Origin of the sequence: Pelagibacterium lacus, assembly GCF_003345525.1 — a bacterium.
In the GTDB taxonomy this organism is placed as follows: domain Bacteria; phylum Pseudomonadota; class Alphaproteobacteria; order Rhizobiales; family Devosiaceae; genus Pelagibacterium; species Pelagibacterium lacus.
The window spans coordinates 61675-82967 of record NZ_QQNH01000003.1; the positions used below are offsets into that span (position 1 = coordinate 61675).

Sequence of the window (21293 nt, forward strand, 5' to 3'; positions counted from 1 at the left end):
TTGCGGTCCGATCCTCCGTCTCCCCGCGCCACAAGCTCGGCGGTCTACGCCGCGCAGGCGCGGCAGGAGCCGCGGATTTCCATGGTGGTGCGGCTGACGACGAAGCCCTCGCGATGGGCCCAGTCATGCAGGCGCTCATGCACGATGTCGTCGGAAAACTCGGCCACCTGGCCGCATTTCTCGCAGATGGCGAAGGCGATCAGCCCCGAGGCGTGGCAATTGGGCCGGGCGCAGGCGACGAAGGCGTTGAGCGATTCCAGCCGGTGGGCGAGGCCCATGTCGAGGAGCTTGTCCAGCGCGCGATAGACCTGCAGCGGCGCGCGCAGGCCCTCCTCGCGCAACTGGTCGAGAATGGCATAGGCGCTGAGCGGCGCTTCGGCCTTCTCGAGCCGGTCGAGCACCAGCGATTGGTTGCGGGTGAGATCAGCATGCGCAGTCATCGGGCTGTCCCTTTCTCGCCAAGCGGAATGATCGAAGTGATAGCAAATACGCCGAGGGCCGCAACCACAATCGAGGGGCCCGAGGGTGTGTCGAAGTGCAGCGAGCCCCAGAGCCCCAGGAGGACGGCGGCGATGCCTCCCAGGGCCGCATAGAGCGCCATGCGCTCCGGCGTCGTGGCCAGCCGCCGCGCGGCGGTGGCGGGGATGATCAGCATGGCGGTGATCAGCAGGACGCCGAGGATCTTCATGGCGATGGCAATCAGCCCGGCCAGCAGCACCATGAAGATCAGCCGGGTGCGTTCGGGCTCCAGCCCCTCGGCGCGGGCGATGTCCTCCGAGACGGTGCCGGCCAGCATGGGCCGCCACAGCCAGGCGAGGACGCCGAGGACGACGATCCCCCCGCCATAGATGACGGCCAGGTCGGTGACCGAGACGGCGAGGATGTCGCCGAACAACAGGCCCATGAGGTCGATGCGGATATGGGGCATCAGCGAGACCAGCACCAGCCCCAGCGCCAGCGCCGAATGGCTGAGCAGGCCAAGCAGTGAATCGGCCGAGAGGGTGCCGCGCCGCTCGAGAAAGCCCAGCAGCACGGCGACCAGAACGGCGATGGCGAACACCCCGGCCACGGGATTGACGGAGAAAAACAGCGCCAGCGCCACCCCCAGAATGGCCGAATGGGCCATGGTGTCGCCGAAATAGGCCATGCGGCGCCATACGATGAAGCTGCCCAGCGGACCGGAGACCGCCGCGAGCCCGATGCCGGCCAGCAGCGCCCGGGTGAAAAAGCTCTCAAGCATGGCCATGGCCCCCGTGGTCGTGGTCGCAATGGGGCCCATGGGCGTGGTGGTCGAAATGGAGCTGTCCATCGGCGCCGCGCACCGATCCGTCAGGAAGGTGCGCATGATCGTGCTCATGGCGATATATGGCGAGAGTCTGGGCCGCGCGAGGGCCGAACAGCGCCGCATATTCGCCGCTGGCGGCCACCGTGTCGGGGGTGCCCTGGCAGCAGACATGGCCGTTGAGGCAGATGACCGTATCGGTGCGCGCCATCACCACATGCAGGTCGTGGGAGATCAATAGGACGCCGCAGCCCGTGCGGTCGCGAATGGCGCCGATGAGGTCGTAAAGCGCCACCTCGCCGGAAAAATCCACCCCCTGCACCGGCTCGTCGAGCACCAGCAGGTCGGGCTTGCCGATGATGGCGCGGGCGATGAGGGCGCGCTGGAACTCGCCGCCCGACAGCGCGTGCACCTGCGCCTGTTCCAGATGTCCGATGCCGGTGAGCGCCAGCGCCTCGGCGATCGCGGCGCGCGAATGGCGGCCGGTGAGGGTCATCAGCCGCGCCACCGTCATGGGCAGCGAGCGGTCCATGGCGATCTTTTGCGGCACATAGCCGACCCTGAGCCCGGCGGCGCGCCAGACGCTGCCTTCGTCGGGGCGGATGATGCCCAGCACCGTCTTGACGGTGGTGGATTTGCCCGAGCCGTTGGGGCCGATCAGCGTCAGGATCTCGCCCCGGGCGATCGACATGTCGACCCCGCGCACCAGCCAGCGCCCGTCGCGCCGGACGCCGGCGCCGGTCACCCTCACGATTTCGTCGCGGCGGGGCGAAACGAAGTTTTCCATGGATCGATCCCGTTTCCGGATTGACAGGCCGGCGGATGTTACAGCATTACATCGCGGCGTAATGTCGTAACATAAGCGTCCGGAGTGCCGACGACAATGGCCAAAACCATGCTTTCCCTCCTCGCCCCGGCGGCCCTGGCGCTCTTTGCGGCCGGCCCCGCCCTCGCCGCGCCCAATGTGGTGGCGACGATCAAGCCCCTGCATTCGCTGGTGGCCGGGGTGATGCAGGGCATCGGGACGCCGGACTTGCTGATCACCGGGGCGGGGAGCCCGCATACCTTCTCCATGCGGCCCTCCGATGCCGCACGGCTCGAAGGCGCCGACCTCGTCTTCTGGATCGGCCCGGACCTCGAAACCTTCCTCACCGGCCCGCTCGACACCCTCGCCGCCGACGCGACCAAGGTCGGCATGATGGCGGTCGACGGCATGAGCATCCTCCCCTTGCGCGAAGGGGGACTGTTCGAGGCGCATGCCCATGGGGAGGATGAGGATGAGCACGACCACGATCATGACCATGACCATGGTCACGGCGATGCTCATATCTGGCTCGATCCGCAGAATGCCCGCCTGATGGTGGCGGCGATCGCCGATGCGCTGATCGCGGCCGACCCCGACAATGCCGCAACCTACAACGCCAACGGCCAGGCGCTGGCCGCCGATCTTGAGGCGCTGCAAGGCGAGATCGGCGCCGAGATGGCAGAGATCCGCGACCGGCCCTTCTTTGTCTTCCACGACGCCTATCATGGCTTCGAGCACCGGTTCGGCATCGCGGCGACCGGGAGCTTCACGGTCAATCCCGATATCGCGCCCGGCGCGGCACGGCTCACCGAAATCCGCGCTGTGGTGGCCGGCGCCGATGCGGTGTGTATCTTCGCCGAGCCGCAATTCTCGCCCCAGGTGATCGAGACCGTGGCCGAGGGCACCGGCGCGCGGATCGGCACGCTCGACCCGCTGGGGGCGGAGATCGCGGATGGGCCCGAGCTCTATTTCACCCTGCTGCGCGCCATGGCCGACAGCCTTTCGGACTGCCTCGCCGACGTGTGAAGGCTCAGAGCCGGATCGGCCCCCGGAAGATGAAGAAGGCACCCAGCGCGATGAGGGCGAAGCCCAGCGCGTGGTTGATGGTGAACCGCTCGCCCAGATAGAAGATGGCGAACAGCGCGAACACCGAGAGCGAGATCACCTCCTGGATGGTCTTGAGCTCGGCGGCGCTATAGGGGCCGTAGCCGATGCGGTTGGCCGGCACGGCCAGCCAGTACTCGAAAAAGGCTATGCCCCAACTTATCAGCACCACGACCCAGAGCGCCGCGCCGGGAAATTTGAGGTGTCCATACCACGCGAAGGTCATGAACACATTGGACGCCACCAGCAGCAGGATCGGCGCGGCGAGGGAAAACAGCGAAGGAGTGGCGGCAAGGGCGCTGGGCATGGGGAAATCTCGTGAAAACGGCCCGCCGGACGCGGACGGGCCATTCCCCATCCAGAGCGCGCACCGGCGCCGAAAGCAAGGGGATTTTGCGCGTGCTCAGATCGCGCCGCGGATATGGGGCCGCACCGCGTCCTTGTAGAAGGCGGCCAGCGCCTCATGCACCGGGCGGGGCAGGGGCGGAAGGGCGCTGGCCTCGGCATTGGCGGCGATCTGGTCGGAGCGCGAGACGCCCGCAATGACCGTCGAGACCTCGGGGTGGTCGAGAATCCAGCGCAGGGCGAAGAGCCCCATGTCCAAACCCTCGGGAACCATGGCGCGCACCTTTTCGGCCAGTGCGACGCCGGTCTCGAACGGGATGCCGCCAAACGTCTCGCCCACCGAAAACGCTTCGCCGTCGCGATTGTAGCTGCGGTGGTCGGACGGGGAGAATTCGGTGTCGCCGGAGAACTTACCGGTCAACAGGCCCGAGGCGAGCGGCAGGCGGACGATGATCCCCACATCGGCGGCCGCGGCCTTGGCGAGGAGGGTGTCGGCAGCGTCCTGGCGGAAGATGTTGAAGATGATCTGCAGGGTGGCGAGGCCCGGCTGGCGCAGGCAGAGCTCGGCCTCGGCGATGGTCTCGACGCTGGCGCCCCAATGGCGGACCAGGCCTTCTGCCTGCAATTCGTCCATCCAGCCGAAGATCTGCCCCTCCTCGAGCACAGCGCGGGGCACGCAATGGAGCTGGGCGAGATCGAGGGTTTCGACGCACAGGCGCCGCGCGGACTCTTCGAGACTCTCGCGCAGGCCGCCCTTGGTGTATTTGTCCGGATAGAGCGCGCTTGACCGCCCCACCTTGGTCGCCACCACCAGGGGGTCGGGCTTGCCGTAGAAGGTCCCGATGCGATGCTCGGACAGGCCATTGCCATAGACGTCCGCCGTATCCCAGAAATTGACCCCCAGCCGCGCGGCATTGGCCAGGATCGTCGAGGCCTCATTGTCCTCCATGGGTCCGAACTCGCCCCCAAGCTGCCAGGTGCCCAGCCCGATTTCAGAGACCGCGAACCCCGTCTTGCCCAAGCGCCGCGTGTTCATGATCGTTGTTTCTCCCGTGCCGTGGTTTCGGTGATAGGCGAGCCCGCCCGGCGATGCAATTGACTTCGACGCGTCGGGCGTGCCAGTGGTTAAACCGTGCTGGTTCCGCTTTCGTTGCAAGAGTCGAGGGCGGGAGCAAAAGGGAACACGGTGCGGACGACCCGGAACGGGGCCAATGCCGTGGCTGCCCCCGCAACTGTAAGTCGTGATGGACCCTCCACGCAAAGCCACTGGCCGAATGGCCGGGAAGGCGGAACGGTCCGCCCGAGCGATGAGCCAGGAGACCTGCCAGCACGCAGGCCGGGGACCATCCCCATGAACGACAATTCGGCACGTCGGGCGGACGTGCAGGGAGCCAGAGCTATGTCACAAGTCAAGATTCCGACCACCGTCATCACCGGCTTTCTCGGTGCGGGCAAGACGACGCTGGTGCGTCATCTGCTGGCCCATGCCAAGGGCAGGCGCATCGCGCTGATCATCAACGAGTTCGGCGATATCGGGGTGGACAAGGACGTCCTGGCCGGGTGCGGGGACGAGACCTGCCGCGAGGAGGACATGATCGAACTGGCCAATGGCTGCATCTGCTGCACGGTGGCCGACGATTTCATCCCCACCATGAAGGCGATTCTCGCCCGCCCGGAGCGGCCCGACCATATCGTCATCGAGACCTCGGGCCTGGCCCTGCCGCAGCCCCTGATCCGGGCCTTCAACTGGCCCGAGATCAAGGCCGAGGTGACCATTGACGGGGTGGTGACCGTGGTCGACGCCGCCGCCCTCGCCGAGGGGCGCTTCGCCGCCAACGAGGAGGCGGTCGACGCCCAGCGCCGGCTCGACGAGATGCTCGATCACGACACCCCCCTGGGCGAATTGTTCGAAGACCAGCTGGTCGCCGCCGACATGATCGTGCTCAACAAGACCGACCTTGTGGACGCTGAAGCGCTCGACGCGGTGGAAGGCGAATTGCGCCGGCACATGCGCAAGGGCACCGGCATCGTGCGCGCCGCCAACGGGCATGTGGATGCCGTGGCCCTGCTGGGACTGGGCATGGGTTCGGAAGACGATCTCTCGGGGCGCGAGAGCCATCACGAGATGGACCATGGCGGGGAAGGCCATGAGCATGACGATTTCGACTCCTTTTCCGTGATCCTGCCGGCCGGACCGGGGCGCGACGACCTGCTGGCGGCGATCTCGCGCACCATCGCCACCCATGACGTGCTGCGTTTGAAGGGGTTCGCCGCCATTCCCGGCGCACGGGCGCGGCTGGCCATCCAGGCCGTGGGACCGCGCGTCAACGCCTATTTCGACCGCGACTGGGCCGAGGGCGAGGAGCGGGCGACGCGGCTGGTGGTGATCGGGGAGAGCCCCCTGGCGCGTCCGGCCATCGAGGCCGAGCTCAGGAAGGTCGCCGAGGCGGCGTAACGCGCCATGCACCTGCTTGCCGCACAGGCCGGAGCCCTGCAACAGGAGGGCGAGGCGATCGACCTGGCCCAGTCGCCGGGCGATCTGGTCTTCGCCTCCTCCGCCGACAGCGAGCTGGCCATGCTCGCCGCCGCCGCCGACCGGGCCGGCGAAGAGGGCTTGCGGCTGGCCAATCTCATGCGGCTGGCCCATAATTTTTCCGTCGACCTCTGGTGCGAGGATACCCTCGCCCATGCGCGGCTGATCGTCATCCGCCTGATCGGCGGGGCGGCCTATTGGCCCTATGGCTGCGACGAGATCGAGCTGCTGGCCCGGCAGAAGGGCATTGCCCTGGCGCTGTTGCCGGGCGACGCCATCCCCGATCCGGTGCTTCTGGCCCGCTCGACGGTGTCCGAGGCCGACTGGTACCAATTGCACCATCTGTTCCTGGCCGGCGGCCCGGACAATGCCGACGCGATCCTTACGGCGTTCGGGGCGCTGGCGCGGGGCGAAAGCGTGCCCCAGGCAGCTCGGGCCTTCCCGGCCTTCGGGTTCTGGGACCGGCGGCGGGGGATCGTGGAGGGGTTAGCTTCCCTGGCCACCCCCACCCCCACCCCTAGCCCCTCCCCTCAAGGGGGAGGGGAATTCAGCCCGCAGCTTGGCTTCCCTCCCCTTGAGGGGGAGGGATTGAGGGTGGGGTGGGGCCAAGAGCACCGACCTGCCGTCCCCATCCTCTTCTACCGCGCCGTACTCGAAGGCGCGGGGACCGCGACCCTGGAAGCGCTGATCGCGGGGCTGGAGAGCAAGGGCCTCCTCCCCGTCCCCATGGTCATCTCCTCGCTCAAATCGGTCGATTGTGCCGCTTTCGTGCGCGAGGCGCTGGGGGCGCTCGAACCGGCGGCGATCTTCAATCTCACCGGCTTCGCGCTGGGGGTGGGCGATCTGGCGCCCGAGCGCAATCCGTTCGCCCTGACCGACGCGCCGGTGATCCAGCTCGTGCAGGGCTCGCGCCCGCCGGCCCTGTGGCATGACGATCCGCGCGGACTGACCGCCAAGGACCTCGCCATGCAGGTGGTGCTGCCCGAGATCGACGGACGGGTCGCCGCGCTGATCGTAGGGCACAAGGCCGAGGCGGTGTGGCACGCGCGCACCCAATGCCCCCTTGCCGCCTTTGCCCCGGAGCCCGAGGGCATCGCCCGTGCCGTGGAACTGGCCGGGAACTATGCCCGGCTGCGCGCCCGGGCGCCGAAAGAGCGGCGGATCGGGCTGGTGCTGGCCAATTACCCCCTGCGCGACGGGCGATTGGCCAATGGCGTCGGCTATGACGCGCCGCAATCCACCGTGGAGATTTTGAAGGCGCTGGCCGGGGCGGGGTATGACCTTGGGGGCGGTGAGCCTCTCCGGAGCGACGCGCTGTCGTCGGGCACCGCCCTCGTCCAATATCTTCAGACCGGCCCGACCAATGCGCGGCCGGGGCGGGGGATGTCCGATGCGGTGATGAAGCTGGAGCGATATGAGGAGCTGTTGGCCGCATTGCCCCCTGCGATGGCGGAGGCGATTACGGCCCGCTGGGGGGCGCCCGGGGCTGATCCGTTCGTCCGCGGCAGCGCGTTCCATCTGCCGGTCAAGCGCTTCGGCAATGTCGCCATTCTGCTCCAGCCCGCGCGGGCCTATGACGGGGCCGAGGAGGAAAGCTTCCACGATCCCAACCTGGTGCCGCCGCATGCCTATGTCGCGGCCTATCTCTGGCTGCGGCACGACTTCGGGATGGATGCACTCATCCACAATGGCAAGCACGGCAATCTCGAATGGCTGCCGGGCAAGGCGACGGCGCTCGACAGCCTGAGCTATCCCGTGGTGCTGTGGGGGCAGGTGCCCCATCTCTACCCCTTCATCGTCAACGATCCGGGCGAAGGGACCCAGGCCAAGCGGCGCATGGGTGCCACCATCATCGACCATCTGGTGCCGCCCCTGACCCGGGCGGAGACCTATGGGCCGCTCAAGGATCTCGAAGCGCTGCTCGACGAATATTATGCCGCCATGGGCATGGACCAGCGTCGCCTGGAAAGCCTCGCCCGGCGCATCCTCGACTTCGCCCGCGACGCGCGGCTCGATGCCGATGTGCCGTTGCCCGAGGACGAGGCGGTGGCGCTCAACCGCATCGACAATTTCCTCTGCGAGCTCAAGGAGAGCCAGATCCGCGACGGCCTGCACGTCTTCGGGCAATCGCCCCGGGGCCAGTTCGAGCGCGACCTGCTGGTGGCCTTTGCCCGCGTGCCGCGCGGGGAGGGAGAGGGCGGCGATGCCTCGCTGGTCCGGGCGCTGGCCGACGACCTGCGGCTGGGGATTGACCCGCTGGCCCTCGACCTCGCCGCCCCTTGGACCGGGCCGCGGCCGGAGATTCTGGAGACTGGCGGCGTATGGCGCACGGGCGGGGACACCATCGAGCGGCTGGAAGCCTTGGCGGCCGAACTGGTCGGCGGGTGCGCGGCGGAACCCGACTGGCGGGCGACCCGCGCCGTGCTCGAAACCATCGAGACGGTGATTCGGCCCCGGCTGGCCGCGTGCGGGCCCAATGAGATGCGGGCCCTTCTCGACGGGCTCGACGGCAAGTTTGTCGCTCCCGGGCCGTCGGGGGCGCCGAGCCGGGGGCGGCTCGATACCCTCCCCACAGGGCGCAATTTCTATTCCGTCGATAACCGCGCCATCCCCACCCAGACCGCCTGGGCGCTGGGGCAGAAGGCGGCCGACAATCTGTTGCGGCGGCATTTCCAGGATCACGGCGCCTATCCGCAGGCCATCGCCATGAGCGTCTGGGGCACGGCCAATATGCGCACCGGCGGCGACGATATCGCCCAGGCGCTGGCGCTGATCGGGGCGCGGCCGGTGTGGCAAGGCTCCTCGCTGCAGGTTTCGGGCTATGAGATCGTCCCTCTCGCCCGGCTGGGGCGGCCGCGCGTCGACGTGACCTTGCGCATTTCCGGCCTGTTCCGCGATGCCTTCCCCAACCAGATTGCCCTGTTCGACCGCGCCGTGCGGGCCATCGGCGCCCTGGACGAGCCGGTAGAGGACAACCCGATCGCCGCCCGTATGCGGACCGACGCGCTGGGGCTGATGGACGGGGGCGCCCGCGAGGCCGAGGCGGCGCTGCGGGCCGGGCACCGGATTTTCGGCGCCGCGCCGGGGGGCTATGGGGCCGGGGTGGGCAAGCTGGTCGAAACCGGACGCTGGCAGGACAAGGCCGATCTCGCCCGGGCCGTGGTCGAGAGCGGGCAATATGCCTATGGCGCCCATGTGGAGGGCGTCGCCGAAAAGGTCCTGTTCGCCGACCGGCTCAAGGGGGCCGACGCTGTGCTGCACGTGCAGGACAATGCCGAGCACGACCTGCTCGATTCCGACCAGTACTACCAGTTCGAGGGCGGGCTTTCGGCGGCGGTCGAAGTGCTGTCGGGGCGAAGGCCGGCCGCCTATCACCTCGATACCTCGCGTCCCGAGCGCCCGGTCGCGCGCACGCTGGAGGAAGAGATCGCCCGCGTCATGCGGGCCCGCGTGGTCAATCCCAAATGGATCGCCGGCATGATGCGGCACGGCTATCGCGGGGCGTTCGAGATCATCGCGACGGTGGATTTCATGTTCGGCTTCGCGGCGACCACGGGGGCGGTCAAATCGCACCATTTCGACCTGGCCTTCGCGGCCTTCGTCGAGGACGGCGCGGTGCGGGATTTCCTGCAATCGGCCAACCGGTTCGGTTTTGACGAACTGATCGATAGATTTCGTGAAGCGCGCGAGCGCGGCTTCTGGGCGCCGCGCTCCAATTTTGCCCATGCCCTGCTCGAGGATGAGAGATGACCGACCGCCAGCCCAAAAAGACCGATCTGATGAGCGAGGCGGAGCGCGATGCGTATCATGCCGAGAAGATGAAGAAGAAAAAGGCGGCGCGCGACAAGCTCGTGGCGGCCAACCAGGCCGAGAAGGGGCTGCTGATCGTCCATACCGGCAAGGGCAAGGGCAAATCGACCGCCGCCTTCGGCATGGTGTTCCGCGGCATCGCCCATGGGTTCAAGGTGGGTATCGTGCAATTCGTCAAGGGCAAGTGGCACACCGGCGAGCGCGATATCCTCGAGCATTTCCCCGACCAGGTGTCGATCAACGCCATGGGGGACGGCTTTACCTGGGAAACCCAGGACCGCCAGCGCGATCTCGCCGCAGCGCGGAAGGCCTGGGAGCGCGCCAAGGAACTGATCGCCGATCCGGACTACCAGATGGTGCTGCTCGACGAGCTCAATATCTGCCTGCGCTACGACTACCTGCCGCTCGACGAGGTCATCGCGACGCTGAAGGCCAGGCCGGAAGACAAGCACGTGATCGTCACCGGCCGCAATGCCAAGGACGAATTGATCGAGATCGCCGACCTCGTCACCGAAATGACCCTCGTCAAGCACCCGTTCCGCGAACAGGGGGTGAAGGCGCAGGCCGGCATCGAGTTCTAGCCCTATTGCTTGACGGCCCTCTGGCTAGAAACAGCCGCCATCCTGGGCGAGGCTCTGGCCGAGGCGGTTGACGATGGCGTCGAAATTGGGGACGTCCATGGCCGGATAGTCGAGCCGGACATTGGCCGTCTGCCGCCCGTCGCAGGTTGAAATCGCCTTGGCGTAGAAAATGTGCCCGCCCCGCGTGCCGCCCCAGGCGGCCCAGTCGGGGGTTTCGGAGCGGTAGGTGATGGTCCAGCCCTGGGCCTCGTCGCCGGAAATGCGGCTGCGGATCTCGCCCATGAAATCCCCCATCTGGCTCGGCCCGCCCCATACGGCGATGGTCGAGCGACCATTGCCAGCGCGGAACAGCTTGCCGTCCCCCGCCACCGCCGGCGCGCCATCGGCCCGGTAGTCGGCGGGGATGTCGACGGCAGTGCCGAAGCGCGGATTGACATAGCGGTGCCAGTCGCTGGCCCATAGGGGCGACGCGCAGCCGAAGATCAGGACGAGACAGGCGCACAGGCGAATCATGACGCCTCACTGTGCCTGCGATTGCGACCGGCGCAAGGCCAATATCAATGGTGGTGATGGGGATGCCCGTGCCCGGCCGGCTCGCCCTGCCGCAGCTCGCCCAGCGCCTGGGTGATCACCCGGCTGGCCGAATGGAGGAACAGGCCGGCCATGATGCCGGCGACCACGAGGTCGGGCCAGCCGGAATTGAACACAAAGACCAGCCCGGCGGCGCCCATCACCGCGACATTGCCGATGGCGTCGTTGCGCGAGCACAGCCACACCGAACGCACATTGGCGTCGCCTTCAGCATATCGCACCAGAAGCAATACGCTGGCCACATTGGCGAGAAGGGCGATGAAGCCGACCACGCCCATCACCTCGGGTTGCGGCATGCCGAGGAAAAACAGCTGGTAGAGGGTGGAACCGGCCACCCACAGCCCCATGAGCAGCAGCGATATCCCCTTGGCCAGCGCGGCGCTGGCCCTGAGCCACAGGGCCTGCCCGATCACCAGGAACGAGATGAGATAGGTGACTCCATCGGCGAAGAAATCGAGCGCGTCGGCCTTGAGCGCCTGACTGCCCGACAGGGCGCCGGCGGTCATCTCCAGCGCGAAGCCGGCGAAATTGATGATCATGACGGCGATCAGCCGCCGCTTGTAATCGGCGGACATGCCGTCGAATTGGGGCTCGTGAGTATGCGCGCAGGCCATGGGAGAAGCGTCCGTTGCTCTTGCCAATAGGGTTCGGACCCCTCACATAGGGCCTCTAGTCACTAGAGGTTCAAGAGGGAAATGCGGCATGGCTGAAAGTTTTTCCATTGGCGACCTGGCGCGCCGCACCGGCATCAAGGTGCCCACCATCCGCTATTACGAATCCATCGGCCTGATGCCGGAGCCGGACCGCACGGCGGGCAATCAGCGCCGCTATGGCCGCGACGCACTCGACACGCTCAATTTCATCGCTCATGCGCGGGCCTTCGGCTTTCCCATGAAGTCGGTGCACCATCTGCTCGACATCGCTGCCCATCCCGAACGCCCTTGTGAGGATATCGACGCCCTGGTCGCCGAGCGGCTGATCGAGGTGGAGATGCGCATTTCGGGGCTGACCCGGCTGCGCGACGAGCTTTCCGGCCTCCTCGCCGGGCACGAGCACGGCACGGTGGGCGAATGCCGCATCATCGAGGCCTTTTCCGACCACAGCCTGTGCGCGCCCGGGCACAAGCACGACTTGCCCATGGAATAGAAGCGCTGGACCGGCTCGATCGTGCTAGGGACGAAAAATCGATCTTCTGGCAGGGGCCATGATGTGAAAAGACCATCGATCGGCGATGTGGCGCGGCATGCGGGGGTTTCGACCGCCACGGTGTCGCGCGCCCTCAACGCCCCTGGGACCGTGGCGGAAAAGACCCGCCGCAAGGTGCAGCAGGCGGTTGACGCGCTGCATTACGTGCAATCGGAAACGGCGCGCAATTTCAAGAAGCAGCGCGCCAGCGCCGTGCTGGTCGTTGCAAGCGATATCGGCAATATCTATTATTCGGAGATCTTTCGGGGCATCCAGCGCCGGGCGGAAGCCTCGAACTATGCCATCTCCATCGCCAATCCCAGCCCCGGCGGCACGAGGGAGATGATTCTCTCCACCCTGCGCACCGCCAGGGTGGACGGGGTGATCATTCTCTCGGGCCACCAGATCGCCGATGCCGATCTGGGGCTGTTGCGCCAGCTCTATGCCGGTCCGCCGCCGCTCGTCGCCCTCAGCGAGGAGCGCGGTTCCCTGAAAATCCCGCATGTGCTGATCGACAATGAGCGCGCCGGTTGTCTGGCCGGGCGGCATCTGGTCGCTATGGGCCACAAGCGGATCGGCCATGTCCAGGGGCCGCACGATACCCCGGTGCGCCGGGCCCGCCGCAACGGGCTGCGCCGGGCCCTGGCCGAGGCCGGGCTTTCCCTCGACGCCGATCATCTCTTCGAAGGTGGGTTCAACGCCGAGGGCGGGCGGGCAGCGGCCGAGCGCTTCCTGACGCTCGAGGAGCGGCCGACGGCGGTGTTCTGCGCCAATGACGAGGCGGCGATGGGCTTCATCGCGCAATTGCACCACCACGGCATCGCGGTGCCACGGGATCTTTCGGTGATGGGGTTCGACGACATCGCGCTGGCAGACACCTATGTGCCGGCGTTGACCACGGTGCACCAGCCGCGCGAGGAGATGGGGCGGGAGGCCATGGGCCTCCTGCTCGACATCATCGAAAAGCGCCTCGCCGATCCCGTGCCGGTCGTTGAACTCCCGGTGCATCTGGTGCCGCGCGACAGCGTGCGGGCATTCGATGACGGCAGCGGCAAGCAATGATTGTGAAGGCGGCAAGTTTCGTGCTAGGCGAAAACCAAACTGCCTCACTCAAGTTAAATCATCCGGCGTGAAGACACCGCTCATATTTTCGACCTCTCCCCGCGGCGACGAGATCGCCCGCCATGTGGCCCAATTGCTCGGGGCTCCCGTGCATCTGTGCGGGGCGGGCCGCGAGGATGCCGCGCCGCTGGTGCAGGCGGCCTATGCCGAGGGCGTGCCCATCGTCGGGGTCTGCGCGGCGGGGGTCTTGATTCGCCTCCTGGGGGGGAGCCTGGGCGAGCGCGCCTCCGAGCCGCCGGTCCTCGCGGTTTCCGCCGATGGCAAGGTGGCGGTGCCGCTGCTCGGCGGCCATCGCGGCGCCAATGCGCTGGCCCGCTGGGTGGCGGACGGGTTCAAGGGGTTTGCGGCGGTGACCTCGACCTCCGACACGCTCTATGATTTCTCGCTCGACGATCCGCCCCCGGGCTATGTGGTGGCCAATCCCGAAGCGGTGCGTCCGCTGATGGCGGCGCTGCTCAATGGCGAAAAGCTCCGCGTCGAGGGGCTGTCGGGCTGGCTGGAACTGGCCGGCTATCCGGTCTCGCCCGAGGGCAGCCAACTCCTGCGCCTGAGCGAAAGTCCGGCGCCGGGGCCGGGCCTGCTGGTTCACCCGAGGACGATTGCCGTGGGCGTGGGCTGCACCTCCGCAGCGACGGCGGACGAGATCGAGGCCTTGATCACCGGGGCGCTGGAGACGGCAGGGGTCGCTGCCGGCGCCATCGCGCTGCTGGCCAGCCTCGAAAAGCACGCCAAGACTCCGGCGCTGCGCGCGGTGGCCGAGCGGTTCGGGGTCCCCTTGCGGGTGTTTTCACGCCGCGAGCTGGACAAGGAGAAAAAGCGCCTGCTGACGCCCTCTCCCATCGTCGAGGCGGCGACCGGGCTGGCCGGAGTCTGCGAGGCGGCGGCGCTCAAGGCCGGCAATCTGATCCTGGGCAAGCAGGTTTCGGCCCATGCCACCTGCGCGCTGGGACGGGCCGATACCCCCATCGATCCGGCCCACTTCGGCAAATCCGCCTAGATCAAATCCGCCAGCAGGGCCGCGACGCTGGAAAAGCTGCGCACCGGCGGCAGCGGGGGCCGGGCGACCATGATGACGGCGATTCCCAGATCGGCCGCGGCATCGAGCTTGGCGTGGGTCTGATCGCCGCCGGAATTCTTGCTGACCAGATGGGTGATGCCCCGGGCCGAAAACAGCGCGCGCTCGTCGTCGCGGGAAAACGGCCCTCGGGCCGCGATCGCCGTCCAGTCGGCGGGAAGCCCGGACGGCACCTCGATCATCCGCGCGACGAAACGGCAATCGGGGCGGGAAAAGAACGGCGCCAGCTCCTGCCGCCCGATGCTGAGAAAGCCCGTCGCGCCACTGGGCAAGATGGCCGCGGCGGCCTCGATGGTCGCGACCTCGATCCAGGGATGGTCGGGCGGCGCCGACCAGGCCGGGCGTTCGAGCCGGACCAGCGGCGTGCCGGTCCTGCGGCACGCGGCAGCGGCATTGGCCGAGATGCGGGCCGCGAAGGGATGGGTGGCGTCGATGACCAGATGCGGCCGCTGGGCGGCGAGATAAGCCGCCAGCCCCTCCGCCCCGCCGAAGCCGCCGCTCCGCACGGCGCCGGCCGGAAGGCTCGGGGCGCTGGTGCGCCCGGCCAGCGAGGTGGTGACCTCATGGCCACGGGCCACGAGGGCGGCGGCCAGCGCCCGCGCCTCGCCGGTTCCGCCCAGAATCAGGATGCCGCCGCGATCTGCGTTGCCGTTGCCCATGGCCGGGCTTTATACAACCAAGTTCTAATGGTGTGCAGCGGGGATTCGCGTGTTCGGCTGGCTGAGGCGCAAGTGGCGGGAAAAAGGGCATTTCGCCCGGCTCGATTCGGCGGCCTTCCCCCGCTTCGAGCCCGGCTCGGTATGGCTGGTGGGGGCCGGCCCTGGCGCGCCGGGGCTCATCTCGCTGCTCGGCTATCACGCGCTGAGCGAGGCCGATGTGATCGTCCATGACGCGCTGGTGGGGCCGAGCTTGCTCGAGCTGGCCAATCCCCGGGCCAAAACGATCTTTGCCGGCAAGCGCGGCGGCAAGCCCTCGCCGAAACAGGCCGATATCACCCTCAAGCTCATCGAGCACGCCAGGGCGGGCAAACGCGTGCTGCGCCTCAAGGGCGGCGATCCGATGATGTTCGGGCGCGGCGGCGAGGAAGCGGAGACCCTGGCCCGCAACGCCATCCCCTTCCGCATCGTGCCCGGCATCACCGCCGGCATTGGCGGGCTGGCCTATGCCGGCATCCCGGTGACCCATCGCGACGCCAATCACGCGGTGATGTTCCTCACCGGCCATGACGAGAAGGGTGGCGTGCCCGAAGGGGTGGACTGGGACGCGGTGGCGCGGGCCGTGCCGGTGATCGTCATCTACATGGCGGTTAAGCATCTGGCGCTCATTGCCGAGCGGCTGCTGGCCGCCGGGCGGAGCGGCGACGATCGGGTGGCGATCATCTCCCACGCCGCCTCGCCGGCCCAGTCGGTGATCGAAACCCGGCTGGCCGATATCGGGCAACTGATCCTCGCCGACATCCCGACCCCGGCCATCGTGGTCTTGGGGCCGGTGTCGAACTATCGCGCCGCGCTCGACTGGTACAGGGGCGCGCTGCGGGAGAACTCCCTTGGCTGAGCCGCGCGGGCTGGTGATCGCCGCGCCGCGCTCGGGATCGGGCAAGACGGCGGTCACCCTCGGCATGGCGCGGGCGCTGGCCGACCAGGGCCATGCCGTCGCCCCGGCCAAGACCGGCCCCGATTATATCGATCCCGCCTTCCTCGCCCGTGCAGCCAGAACAGGCGCGGCGATCAATCTCGATCCCTGGGCCATGGATGCGCCGACCCTGCGGGGCCGCGCCTTCGCCCATGCGGAGGGGCACGAGCTTTTGCTGATCGAGGGGGTGATGGGACTGTTCGATGCCGCGCGCGACGGCACCGGCGCGACCGCCGACCTGGCGGCGGCGCTGGCGCTTCCCGTGGTGCTGGTGGTCGATTGCGAGCGGCAGGCCCAGTCGGTCGCCGCCCTCGTCCATGGGTTCGCCACCTGGCGCGAGGACGTGAATATCGCCGGGGTGATCCTCAACAAGGTGGCGTCCGAACGGCACGAGGCCATGCTGCGCCAGGGGCTCGCCGCCACCGGACTCCCCTGTCTCGGCGCCCTGCCGCGGCGGGCCGACATGATTTTGCCGGAGCGGCATCTGGGGTTGGTGCTGCCCGGGGATGTGGCGGGGATCGAGGACCGGATCGGCCGAATGGGGGCGATCATGGCCACCCATGTCGATTTCCACCTGCTTCGGGCCATGGCGGCACCGCTGGCCCCGGCGGCGGCGGTGGCCGCGTTGCCCCCGCTCGGCCAGCGTATCGCCATAGCCCGCGATGGGGCTTTCGCCTTTGCCTATCCCCATCTTCTGGAAAGCTGGCAGCAGGACGGAGCGAGTCTCTCGTTCTTTTCGCCTTTGGCCGATGAAGCTCCCGACGCCGATACCGATGCGGTGTTCCTGCCCGGGGGCTATCCCGAGCTCCATGGCGGGGCGCTGGCGGCGGCGGGCCGATTTCGCGCGGGGCTGATCGCGGCTCGGAATCGCGGGGCGCTGATCTATGGCGAGTGCGGCGGCTTCATGGTGCTGGGGGAAGCCCTCACCGATCGCGAGGGCGTCACTCATGCCATGGCGGGCCTGTTGCCGCTCGAGACGCGCATCGACCGCCCGCGCCGTGTGCTGGGCTATCGCCGCCTGTCCCATGACGGAGCCCTTCCGTGGCCGGAGCGGCTGATGGGGCATGAATTCCATTATTCCAGCGCGGCAGCGGGGGATATGCCGCCGCTTTTTAACGCTGCCGACGCGGCGGGCGCGCCGCTGGGGGCCATGGGCATGCGACTCGGACGCGTCATGGGGTCCTATGCCCATGTGATCGAGGCGGCGCGATGACGGCGCGGGCGCTGATGATCATGGGGACCGGGTCCGATGTGGGCAAATCGCTCATCGTCGCCGGGCTGGCGCGGGCCTTCGCCAATCGCGGTTTGAAGGTCGCCCCGTTCAAGCCCCAGAACATGTCCAACAACGCGGCGGTGGCCACCGATGGCGGGGAGATCGGCCGGGCGCAGGCCTTGCAGGCCCGCGCGGCCCGGCGCCCGGCGGTGACGGCGATGAACCCGGTGCTGCTCAAGCCGGAAAAGGAGACCGGCAGCCAGGTGGTGGTGCGTGGCCAACGTATCGGCTCGATGAGCGCGCGCGACTATTTCGCCCGCCGCGCGGCCCTTATGCCCGACGTGCTGGCGGCCTTCCACGAACTGGCGGCGGACAATGACCTGGTGATCGTCGAGGGGGCCGGCAGTGCCTCGGAGATCAATCTGCGGCAGGGGGACCTCGCCAATTTCGGTTTCGCGCAGGCGGCCGGCGTGCCGGTGGTGCTGGCCGGGGACATCCATCGCGGCGGGGTGATCGCGGCGCTGGTGGGGACCTTCGCGGTGATCGATGCCGCCGATGCCAATCTGGTGGTGGGGACGCTGATCAACAAATTCCATGGCGATCCGGAGCTGTTCGCCAGCGGCCGGGCGATGATCGCCGAACGCACCGGACGCCCCTGCCTCGGGGTGATCTCGCATTTCGACCTGGCCCACAGGCTGCCGGCCGAGGACGTGCTGGCCCTCGAAGCGCCGGCCGAAAGCACAGGCGATATGCTGATCGCCGTGCCCCGTCTGGCGCGGATCGCCAATTTCGACGATCTCGATCCCTTGAAGCGCGAGCCGGGCGTCCGGCTGCGCATCGTCCAGTCCGGCGAGCCGCTGCCGCGGGACGCGAGGCTAGTCATCCTCCCCGGCTCCAAGGCGACGCGGGCCGATCTGGATTTTTTCCGCCAACAGGGTTGGGACATCGACCTCGCCGCCCATATCCGGGCGGGGGGGCATGTGCTGGGGCTTTGCGGCGGCTACCAGATGCTGGGGCGGTCGGTCGCTGACCCCGGGGGCGTCGAGGGCGAACCGGGCACCAGTCCGGGGCTCGGGCATCTCGCGGTGGACACGGTGCTCGAAGGGCAGAAGCAATTGCGCAGCGAGGCGGCGCGGGATGCGGTCTCCGGCCTGCCGCTCACCGGCTATCACATGCATATGGGGGTGACGCGGGGCGAGGATGCCGCGCGTCCCTTCGCCCATGTGGCCGGGGCGCCGGAAGGGGCGCGCTCGGCCAATGGCCGGGTGATGGGCACTTATCTGCATGGCCTCTTCGCCGCCGACGCGTTCCGCCGCGATTTTCTCGGCCGGCTGGGCATCGCCACCGATCCGGCCCTCGATTTTGAGGCCGATATCGAGGCGACGCTGGACGCGCTGGCCGGCCATATCGCCGCCCATGTGGATCTCGACGCCCTGCTCGACCTGGCGCGGGAGCCGCGGGAATGATCGCCCTTCTCGCCGCGGTGATCGAGCGCCTCGTCGGCTATCCCGCCTGGCTGGTCGACCGGATCGGCCATCCGGTGATGTGGATGGGGACGCTGCTCGACCGGTTCGACCGGCGCTACAACACCGCCGAGCGCTCCTATGGCGCCCGGCGCGCCCGCGGGGTGTATGCCATTGCGGCGCTGGTGCTGGCCGTGCTCGTCATCGCGCTGGGCCTCCAGGCGCTGCTGCGGTTGCTGCCGTTCGGCTGGGTGGCCGAGGCGGTGCTGGCCTCCTCGCTCATCGCGCAAAAGGGACTGCGCGACGCGGTGATGGCGGTCGCCGATGCCCTGCGCGCCGAGGGCATTGCCGGGGCGCGCACGGCCGTGGCGCGGATCGTGGGGCGCGACACCAGCCAGCTCGACGAAGCCGGCGTGTCGCGCGCGGCGATCGAAACCCTGGCGGAGAACGCCTCGGATGGGGTCATCGCGCCGCTGTTCTATCTGGCCCTGTTCGGCCTGCCCGGCGCGGCGGTCTACAAGGCCATCAATACCGCTGATTCGATGATCGGGCACCGCAGCGAACGATATGCCGCCTTCGGCTGGGCGGCGGCGCGCATTGACGATTGGGCCAATTTGATCCCCGCCCGGCTGACCGCGGCGCTGTTCGCCGCCGCCGCGCGGTCGATGCCGGAGGCCGATGCCCGGGCGGCATGGGAGACGGCGCGGCGTGATGCACCGGGCCATGCCTCGCCCAATGCCGGCTGGCCGGAAGCGGCGCTGGCCGGGGCGCTGGGCTTTGGCCTGGGCGGGCCGCGCAGCTATGAGGGCGAGATCGTCGAGCTGCCCCGCATGGGCCAAGGCCGGCGCATCCTCGAACGGGCCGATATCGAGATCGCCATCAGGCTCTATGACCGGGCCATGCTGCTCGCCCTCGCGGGCCTCGCGGTCTGGGCTCTCGTCCTGATGGTCGTCTAGAAGGCCGGCGGCGCGCCCTTGACCACCATGGGAAGGCCGGCGACGACGAAATAGACATGCTCGCAAATCGCCGCCAATTCCTGATGCGCCGCGCCGGTGAGGTCGCGGAAGGTGCGCGCCAGGGCATTGTCGGGGACGATCCCCAGCCCCACCTCGTTGGACACCACGATGATGCGGGCCGTGGTGATCGCCTCGAGCGTCTCGATCAGCGTATCGACCTCCTCGGCCACGTCGCGCTCCATGCTGAGCAGGTTGGTGATCCACAGGGTGAGGCAGTCGACGAGAATCACGTCATGGGCGTGCGAGGCGGCGAACAGCGCCTGGGAGAGCTCCAGCGGCTCCTCGATGGTGGTGAACCGGCCTTCGCGGCTGCGCTGATGGGCCGAGACGCGCTCGATCATCTCGTCGTCCAGCGCCTCGGCGGTGGCGAGGTAGGCTGGGGCGGTGCTGCCGGCGATGGCCAGACGCTCGGCCAGCGCCGTCTTGCCCGAACGCGCCCCGCCCAATACCAGAATATGTCCTGTCAAGATCGCCGCCCTCCCTGTGCGTCACCGAGCGGACAAATATCCTGCCTCGCGATCGGTTCCACAAGTGGTGGCGGCTCAATGGGACCCAATTACGATTTGACCTCATTATACTTTCGTCCTATGCCGCTGTGCCATAGGCGGCGCCAGACCAATCCGGAGTTTTCGCGATCGTGGCCAAATATTTTCTCGGCGTGGACGGGGGTGGCACCAATTGCCGGATTCGGCTGGCCGATGCCACTCTCATGACCCTGGCCGAGGCAAGGGGCGGGCGGTCCAATCTCCAGCTCGAAGGCGGCGATCCCGCCTATGCCTCGATCCAGGAAGGGACGCGGCAGGTCTTTGCCATGGCCGGGCTCGATTACGCCGAGACCGCCCGGACCGAGGCCTGTTTCGGCATGGCGGGCGGCCGGCTGCCTTCGGCGCGCGACGCCTTTGCGGCGCGGCCCTGGCCCTTCGCCCGCGTCACTGTCCATGACGATATCGATATCGCCCGCGCCGGCGCCCATGCGGGCGAGGACGGGGCGGTGATCATCGTGGGCACCGGGTCGGCGGGCCTGGCGCTAGTCAAGGGACAGCGCTTTCAGGTCGGTGGCTGGGGCTTCCATATCGGCGACCAGATGTCGGGGGCCATTCTGGGGCGCGACCTCGTGCGCCAGGCGGTCGAGGCCGAGGACGGGCTGGCCGAAACCTCCCCGCTCACCCGCGCGGTGATCGCCCAGTTGGGCGGGGATCTCGATGCGGTGATGGCCTGGAGCTTCGATAAGCGCCAGCCGGCCGATTATGGGGCGCTGATGCCGCTGTTCATGGAACATTTCGAGATGGGCGACCCGGTGGCGCTCGACTTGATGGAGCGCGAGTTGGACCATGTTGACCGCTATGTGTCCTATTTCAAATCCCGCGGCGCCGAACGGCTGGCCGTGGTCGGGGGCTTCGGCCAAAGGCTGATGCCGCTGCTCGAAATCCGCTATGGCGGCTATGTGACGCTGCCGCGCGGCGAACCCCTCGACGGCGCGGTGATCCTTGCCCGGCAGAACGCAACCCTAGACCAGATTCTCTAAGACGGAGGCCC

21 protein-coding genes and 1 riboswitch are annotated in these 21293 nt (G+C 68.1%); of the genes, 12 read left to right on the forward strand and 9 right to left on the reverse strand.

Going from position 1 to position 21293, the window contains the following annotated elements; translation table 11 throughout:
• Positions 1-44 precede the first annotated feature (44 nt).
• From DVH29_RS03265 to DVH29_RS03275, 3 genes are read right to left on the reverse strand one after another with little or no spacing between them, the layout of a single operon-like run.
• Positions 45-440 carry a Fur family transcriptional regulator gene (locus DVH29_RS03265; protein ID WP_114644731.1) on the reverse strand — a complete coding sequence of 132 codons (396 nt, stop codon included), beginning with the start codon at positions 438-440 and terminating at the stop codon, positions 45-47.
• Complete coding sequence (locus DVH29_RS03270; RefSeq protein WP_114644863.1) at positions 437-1240, reverse strand: metal ABC transporter permease; 804 nt, start codon at positions 1238-1240, stop codon at positions 437-439. Before DVH29_RS03270 ends, DVH29_RS03265 begins: the two co-directional genes overlap by 4 nt.
• Complete coding sequence (locus DVH29_RS03275; RefSeq protein WP_114644732.1) at positions 1233-2069, reverse strand: ATP-binding cassette domain-containing protein; 837 nt, start codon at positions 2067-2069, stop codon at positions 1233-1235. Before DVH29_RS03275 ends, DVH29_RS03270 begins: the two co-directional genes overlap by 8 nt.
• A gap of 96 nt (positions 2070-2165) precedes the next feature.
• Between DVH29_RS03275 and znuA the strand changes: the two genes are divergently transcribed.
• A complete protein-coding gene (gene znuA, locus DVH29_RS03280) occupies positions 2166-3113 on the forward strand; it encodes a zinc ABC transporter substrate-binding protein ZnuA (RefSeq protein WP_114644733.1) in 948 nt (315 codons plus the stop codon).
• Positions 3114-3117: 4 nt separating this feature from the next.
• Here the strand turns inward: znuA and DVH29_RS03285 are convergent, their stop codons facing one another.
• Positions 3118-3498, reverse strand: a complete 381-nt coding sequence (locus DVH29_RS03285; RefSeq protein WP_114644734.1) for a DMT family protein — start codon at positions 3496-3498, stop codon at positions 3118-3120.
• 96 nt (positions 3499-3594) lie between these two features.
• Positions 3595-4572 (reverse strand): aldo/keto reductase, encoded by a 978-nt coding sequence (locus DVH29_RS03290; protein ID WP_114644735.1) that lies wholly within the window; start codon positions 4570-4572, stop codon positions 3595-3597.
• 83 nt (positions 4573-4655) lie between these two features.
• Positions 4656-4879: riboswitch (cobalamin riboswitch) on the forward strand.
• A 56-nt stretch (positions 4880-4935) separates the two neighbouring features.
• On the opposite strand from DVH29_RS03290, the gene cobW reads away from it, so the two are divergent.
• The 3 genes from cobW to cobO are packed head-to-tail and all read left to right on the forward strand — an operon-like array spanning position 4936 to position 10460.
• Complete coding sequence (gene cobW / locus DVH29_RS03295) at positions 4936-5991, forward strand: cobalamin biosynthesis protein CobW (protein ID WP_114644736.1); 1056 nt, start codon at positions 4936-4938, stop codon at positions 5989-5991.
• A gap of 6 nt (positions 5992-5997) precedes the next feature.
• Positions 5998-9819, forward strand: coding sequence for a cobaltochelatase subunit CobN (gene cobN / locus DVH29_RS03300; protein ID WP_114644737.1), 3822 nt, complete (start codon positions 5998-6000; stop codon positions 9817-9819).
• Positions 9816-10460 (forward strand): cob(I)yrinic acid a,c-diamide adenosyltransferase, encoded by a 645-nt coding sequence (gene cobO, locus DVH29_RS03305; protein WP_114644738.1) that lies wholly within the window; start codon positions 9816-9818, stop codon positions 10458-10460. Before cobN ends, cobO begins: the two co-directional genes overlap by 4 nt.
• Before the next feature lie 24 nt (positions 10461-10484).
• On the opposite strand, the gene DVH29_RS03310 is transcribed toward cobO, so the two are convergent.
• Entirely contained in the window at positions 10485-10973 is a 489-nt protein-coding gene (locus DVH29_RS03310; RefSeq protein ID WP_114644739.1) for a hypothetical protein, read from the reverse strand.
• 44 nt (positions 10974-11017) lie between these two features.
• Positions 11018-11665 carry a cation efflux transmembrane domain-containing protein gene (locus DVH29_RS03315; protein ID WP_114644740.1) on the reverse strand — a complete coding sequence of 216 codons (648 nt, stop codon included), beginning with the start codon at positions 11663-11665 and terminating at the stop codon, positions 11018-11020.
• Between the two features lie 88 nt (positions 11666-11753).
• Between DVH29_RS03315 and DVH29_RS03320 the strand changes: the two genes are divergently transcribed.
• The 3 genes from DVH29_RS03320 to DVH29_RS03330 all read left to right on the forward strand — a co-directional run bounded on the left by DVH29_RS03320 (position 11754) and on the right by DVH29_RS03330 (position 14355).
• A complete protein-coding gene (locus DVH29_RS03320; RefSeq protein WP_114644741.1) occupies positions 11754-12197 on the forward strand; it encodes a MerR family transcriptional regulator in 444 nt (147 codons plus the stop codon).
• 63 nt (positions 12198-12260) lie between these two features.
• Entirely contained in the window at positions 12261-13298 is a 1038-nt protein-coding gene (locus tag DVH29_RS03325) for a LacI family DNA-binding transcriptional regulator (protein WP_147275994.1), read from the forward strand.
• Between the two features lie 67 nt (positions 13299-13365).
• On the forward strand, positions 13366-14355 hold the full coding sequence (locus DVH29_RS03330; RefSeq protein WP_158541541.1) for a cobalamin biosynthesis protein: 990 nt from the start codon (positions 13366-13368) through the stop codon (positions 14353-14355).
• Here the strand turns inward: DVH29_RS03330 and DVH29_RS03335 are convergent.
• Positions 14352-15092 carry a cobalt-precorrin-6A reductase gene (locus DVH29_RS03335; RefSeq protein ID WP_114644744.1) on the reverse strand — a complete coding sequence of 247 codons (741 nt, stop codon included), beginning with the start codon at positions 15090-15092 and terminating at the stop codon, positions 14352-14354. The two genes, DVH29_RS03330 and DVH29_RS03335, sit on opposite strands and share 4 nt — an antisense overlap.
• 61 nt (positions 15093-15153) lie before the next feature.
• On the opposite strand from DVH29_RS03335, the gene cobA reads away from it, so the two are divergent.
• Genes cobA through cbiB form a run of 4 tightly spaced genes read left to right on the forward strand, consistent with a single transcriptional unit; the run spans position 15154 to position 19697 of the window.
• A complete protein-coding gene (gene cobA / locus DVH29_RS03340; protein ID WP_439331609.1) occupies positions 15154-15987 on the forward strand; it encodes a uroporphyrinogen-III C-methyltransferase in 834 nt (277 codons plus the stop codon).
• Entirely contained in the window at positions 15980-17278 is a 1299-nt protein-coding gene (locus tag DVH29_RS03345) for a cobyrinic acid a,c-diamide synthase CobB (protein ID WP_114644746.1), read from the forward strand. Before cobA ends, DVH29_RS03345 begins: the two co-directional genes overlap by 8 nt.
• Positions 17275-18744: a cobyric acid synthase gene (locus tag DVH29_RS03350; RefSeq protein WP_114644747.1), complete on the forward strand. Its 1470-nt coding sequence runs from the start codon at positions 17275-17277 to the stop codon at positions 18742-18744. The genes DVH29_RS03345 and DVH29_RS03350 overlap by 4 nt, the downstream gene beginning before the upstream one ends.
• Positions 18741-19697: an adenosylcobinamide-phosphate synthase CbiB gene (gene cbiB, locus DVH29_RS03355; RefSeq protein WP_114644748.1), complete on the forward strand. Its 957-nt coding sequence runs from the start codon at positions 18741-18743 to the stop codon at positions 19695-19697. The genes DVH29_RS03350 and cbiB overlap by 4 nt, the downstream gene beginning before the upstream one ends.
• Here cbiB and cobU read toward each other — a convergent pair.
• Positions 19694-20224, reverse strand: coding sequence for a bifunctional adenosylcobinamide kinase/adenosylcobinamide-phosphate guanylyltransferase (gene cobU, locus DVH29_RS03360; RefSeq protein WP_114644749.1), 531 nt, complete (start codon positions 20222-20224; stop codon positions 19694-19696). The genes cbiB and cobU overlap by 4 nt on opposite strands.
• A gap of 170 nt (positions 20225-20394) precedes the next feature.
• On the opposite strand from cobU, the gene DVH29_RS03365 reads away from it, so the two are divergent.
• Positions 20395-21282 carry a glucosamine kinase nucleotide-binding domain-containing protein gene (locus DVH29_RS03365; protein ID WP_158541542.1) on the forward strand — a complete coding sequence of 296 codons (888 nt, stop codon included), beginning with the start codon at positions 20395-20397 and terminating at the stop codon, positions 21280-21282.
• Positions 21283-21293: the final 11 nt, after the last annotated feature.

Coding starts and splice junctions, on each gene's coding strand:
- DVH29_RS03265 (WP_114644731.1), bottom strand. CDS start 440: ATGACTGCGCATGCTGATCTCACCCGCAACCAATCGCTGGTGCTCGAC.
- DVH29_RS03270 (WP_114644863.1), bottom strand. CDS start 1,240: ATGCTTGAGAGCTTTTTCACCCGGGCGCTGCTGGCCGGCATCGGGCTC.
- DVH29_RS03275 (WP_114644732.1), bottom strand. CDS start 2,069: ATGGAAAACTTCGTTTCGCCCCGCCGCGACGAAATCGTGAGGGTGACC.
- znuA (WP_114644733.1), top strand. CDS start 2,166: ATGGCCAAAACCATGCTTTCCCTCCTCGCCCCGGCGGCCCTGGCGCTC.
- DVH29_RS03285 (WP_114644734.1), bottom strand. CDS start 3,498: ATGCCCAGCGCCCTTGCCGCCACTCCTTCGCTGTTTTCCCTCGCCGCG.
- DVH29_RS03290 (WP_114644735.1), bottom strand. CDS start 4,572: ATGAACACGCGGCGCTTGGGCAAGACGGGGTTCGCGGTCTCTGAAATC.
- cobW (WP_114644736.1), top strand. CDS start 4,936: ATGTCACAAGTCAAGATTCCGACCACCGTCATCACCGGCTTTCTCGGT.
- cobN (WP_114644737.1), top strand. CDS start 5,998: ATGCACCTGCTTGCCGCACAGGCCGGAGCCCTGCAACAGGAGGGCGAG.
- cobO (WP_114644738.1), top strand. CDS start 9,816: ATGACCGACCGCCAGCCCAAAAAGACCGATCTGATGAGCGAGGCGGAG.
- DVH29_RS03310 (WP_114644739.1), bottom strand. CDS start 10,973: ATGATTCGCCTGTGCGCCTGTCTCGTCCTGATCTTCGGCTGCGCGTCG.
- DVH29_RS03315 (WP_114644740.1), bottom strand. CDS start 11,665: ATGGCCTGCGCGCATACTCACGAGCCCCAATTCGACGGCATGTCCGCC.
- DVH29_RS03320 (WP_114644741.1), top strand. CDS start 11,754: ATGGCTGAAAGTTTTTCCATTGGCGACCTGGCGCGCCGCACCGGCATC.
- DVH29_RS03335 (WP_114644744.1), bottom strand. CDS start 15,092: ATGGGCAACGGCAACGCAGATCGCGGCGGCATCCTGATTCTGGGCGGA.
- DVH29_RS03350 (WP_114644747.1), top strand. CDS start 17,275: ATGACGGCGCGGGCGCTGATGATCATGGGGACCGGGTCCGATGTGGGC.
- cbiB (WP_114644748.1), top strand. CDS start 18,741: ATGATCGCCCTTCTCGCCGCGGTGATCGAGCGCCTCGTCGGCTATCCC.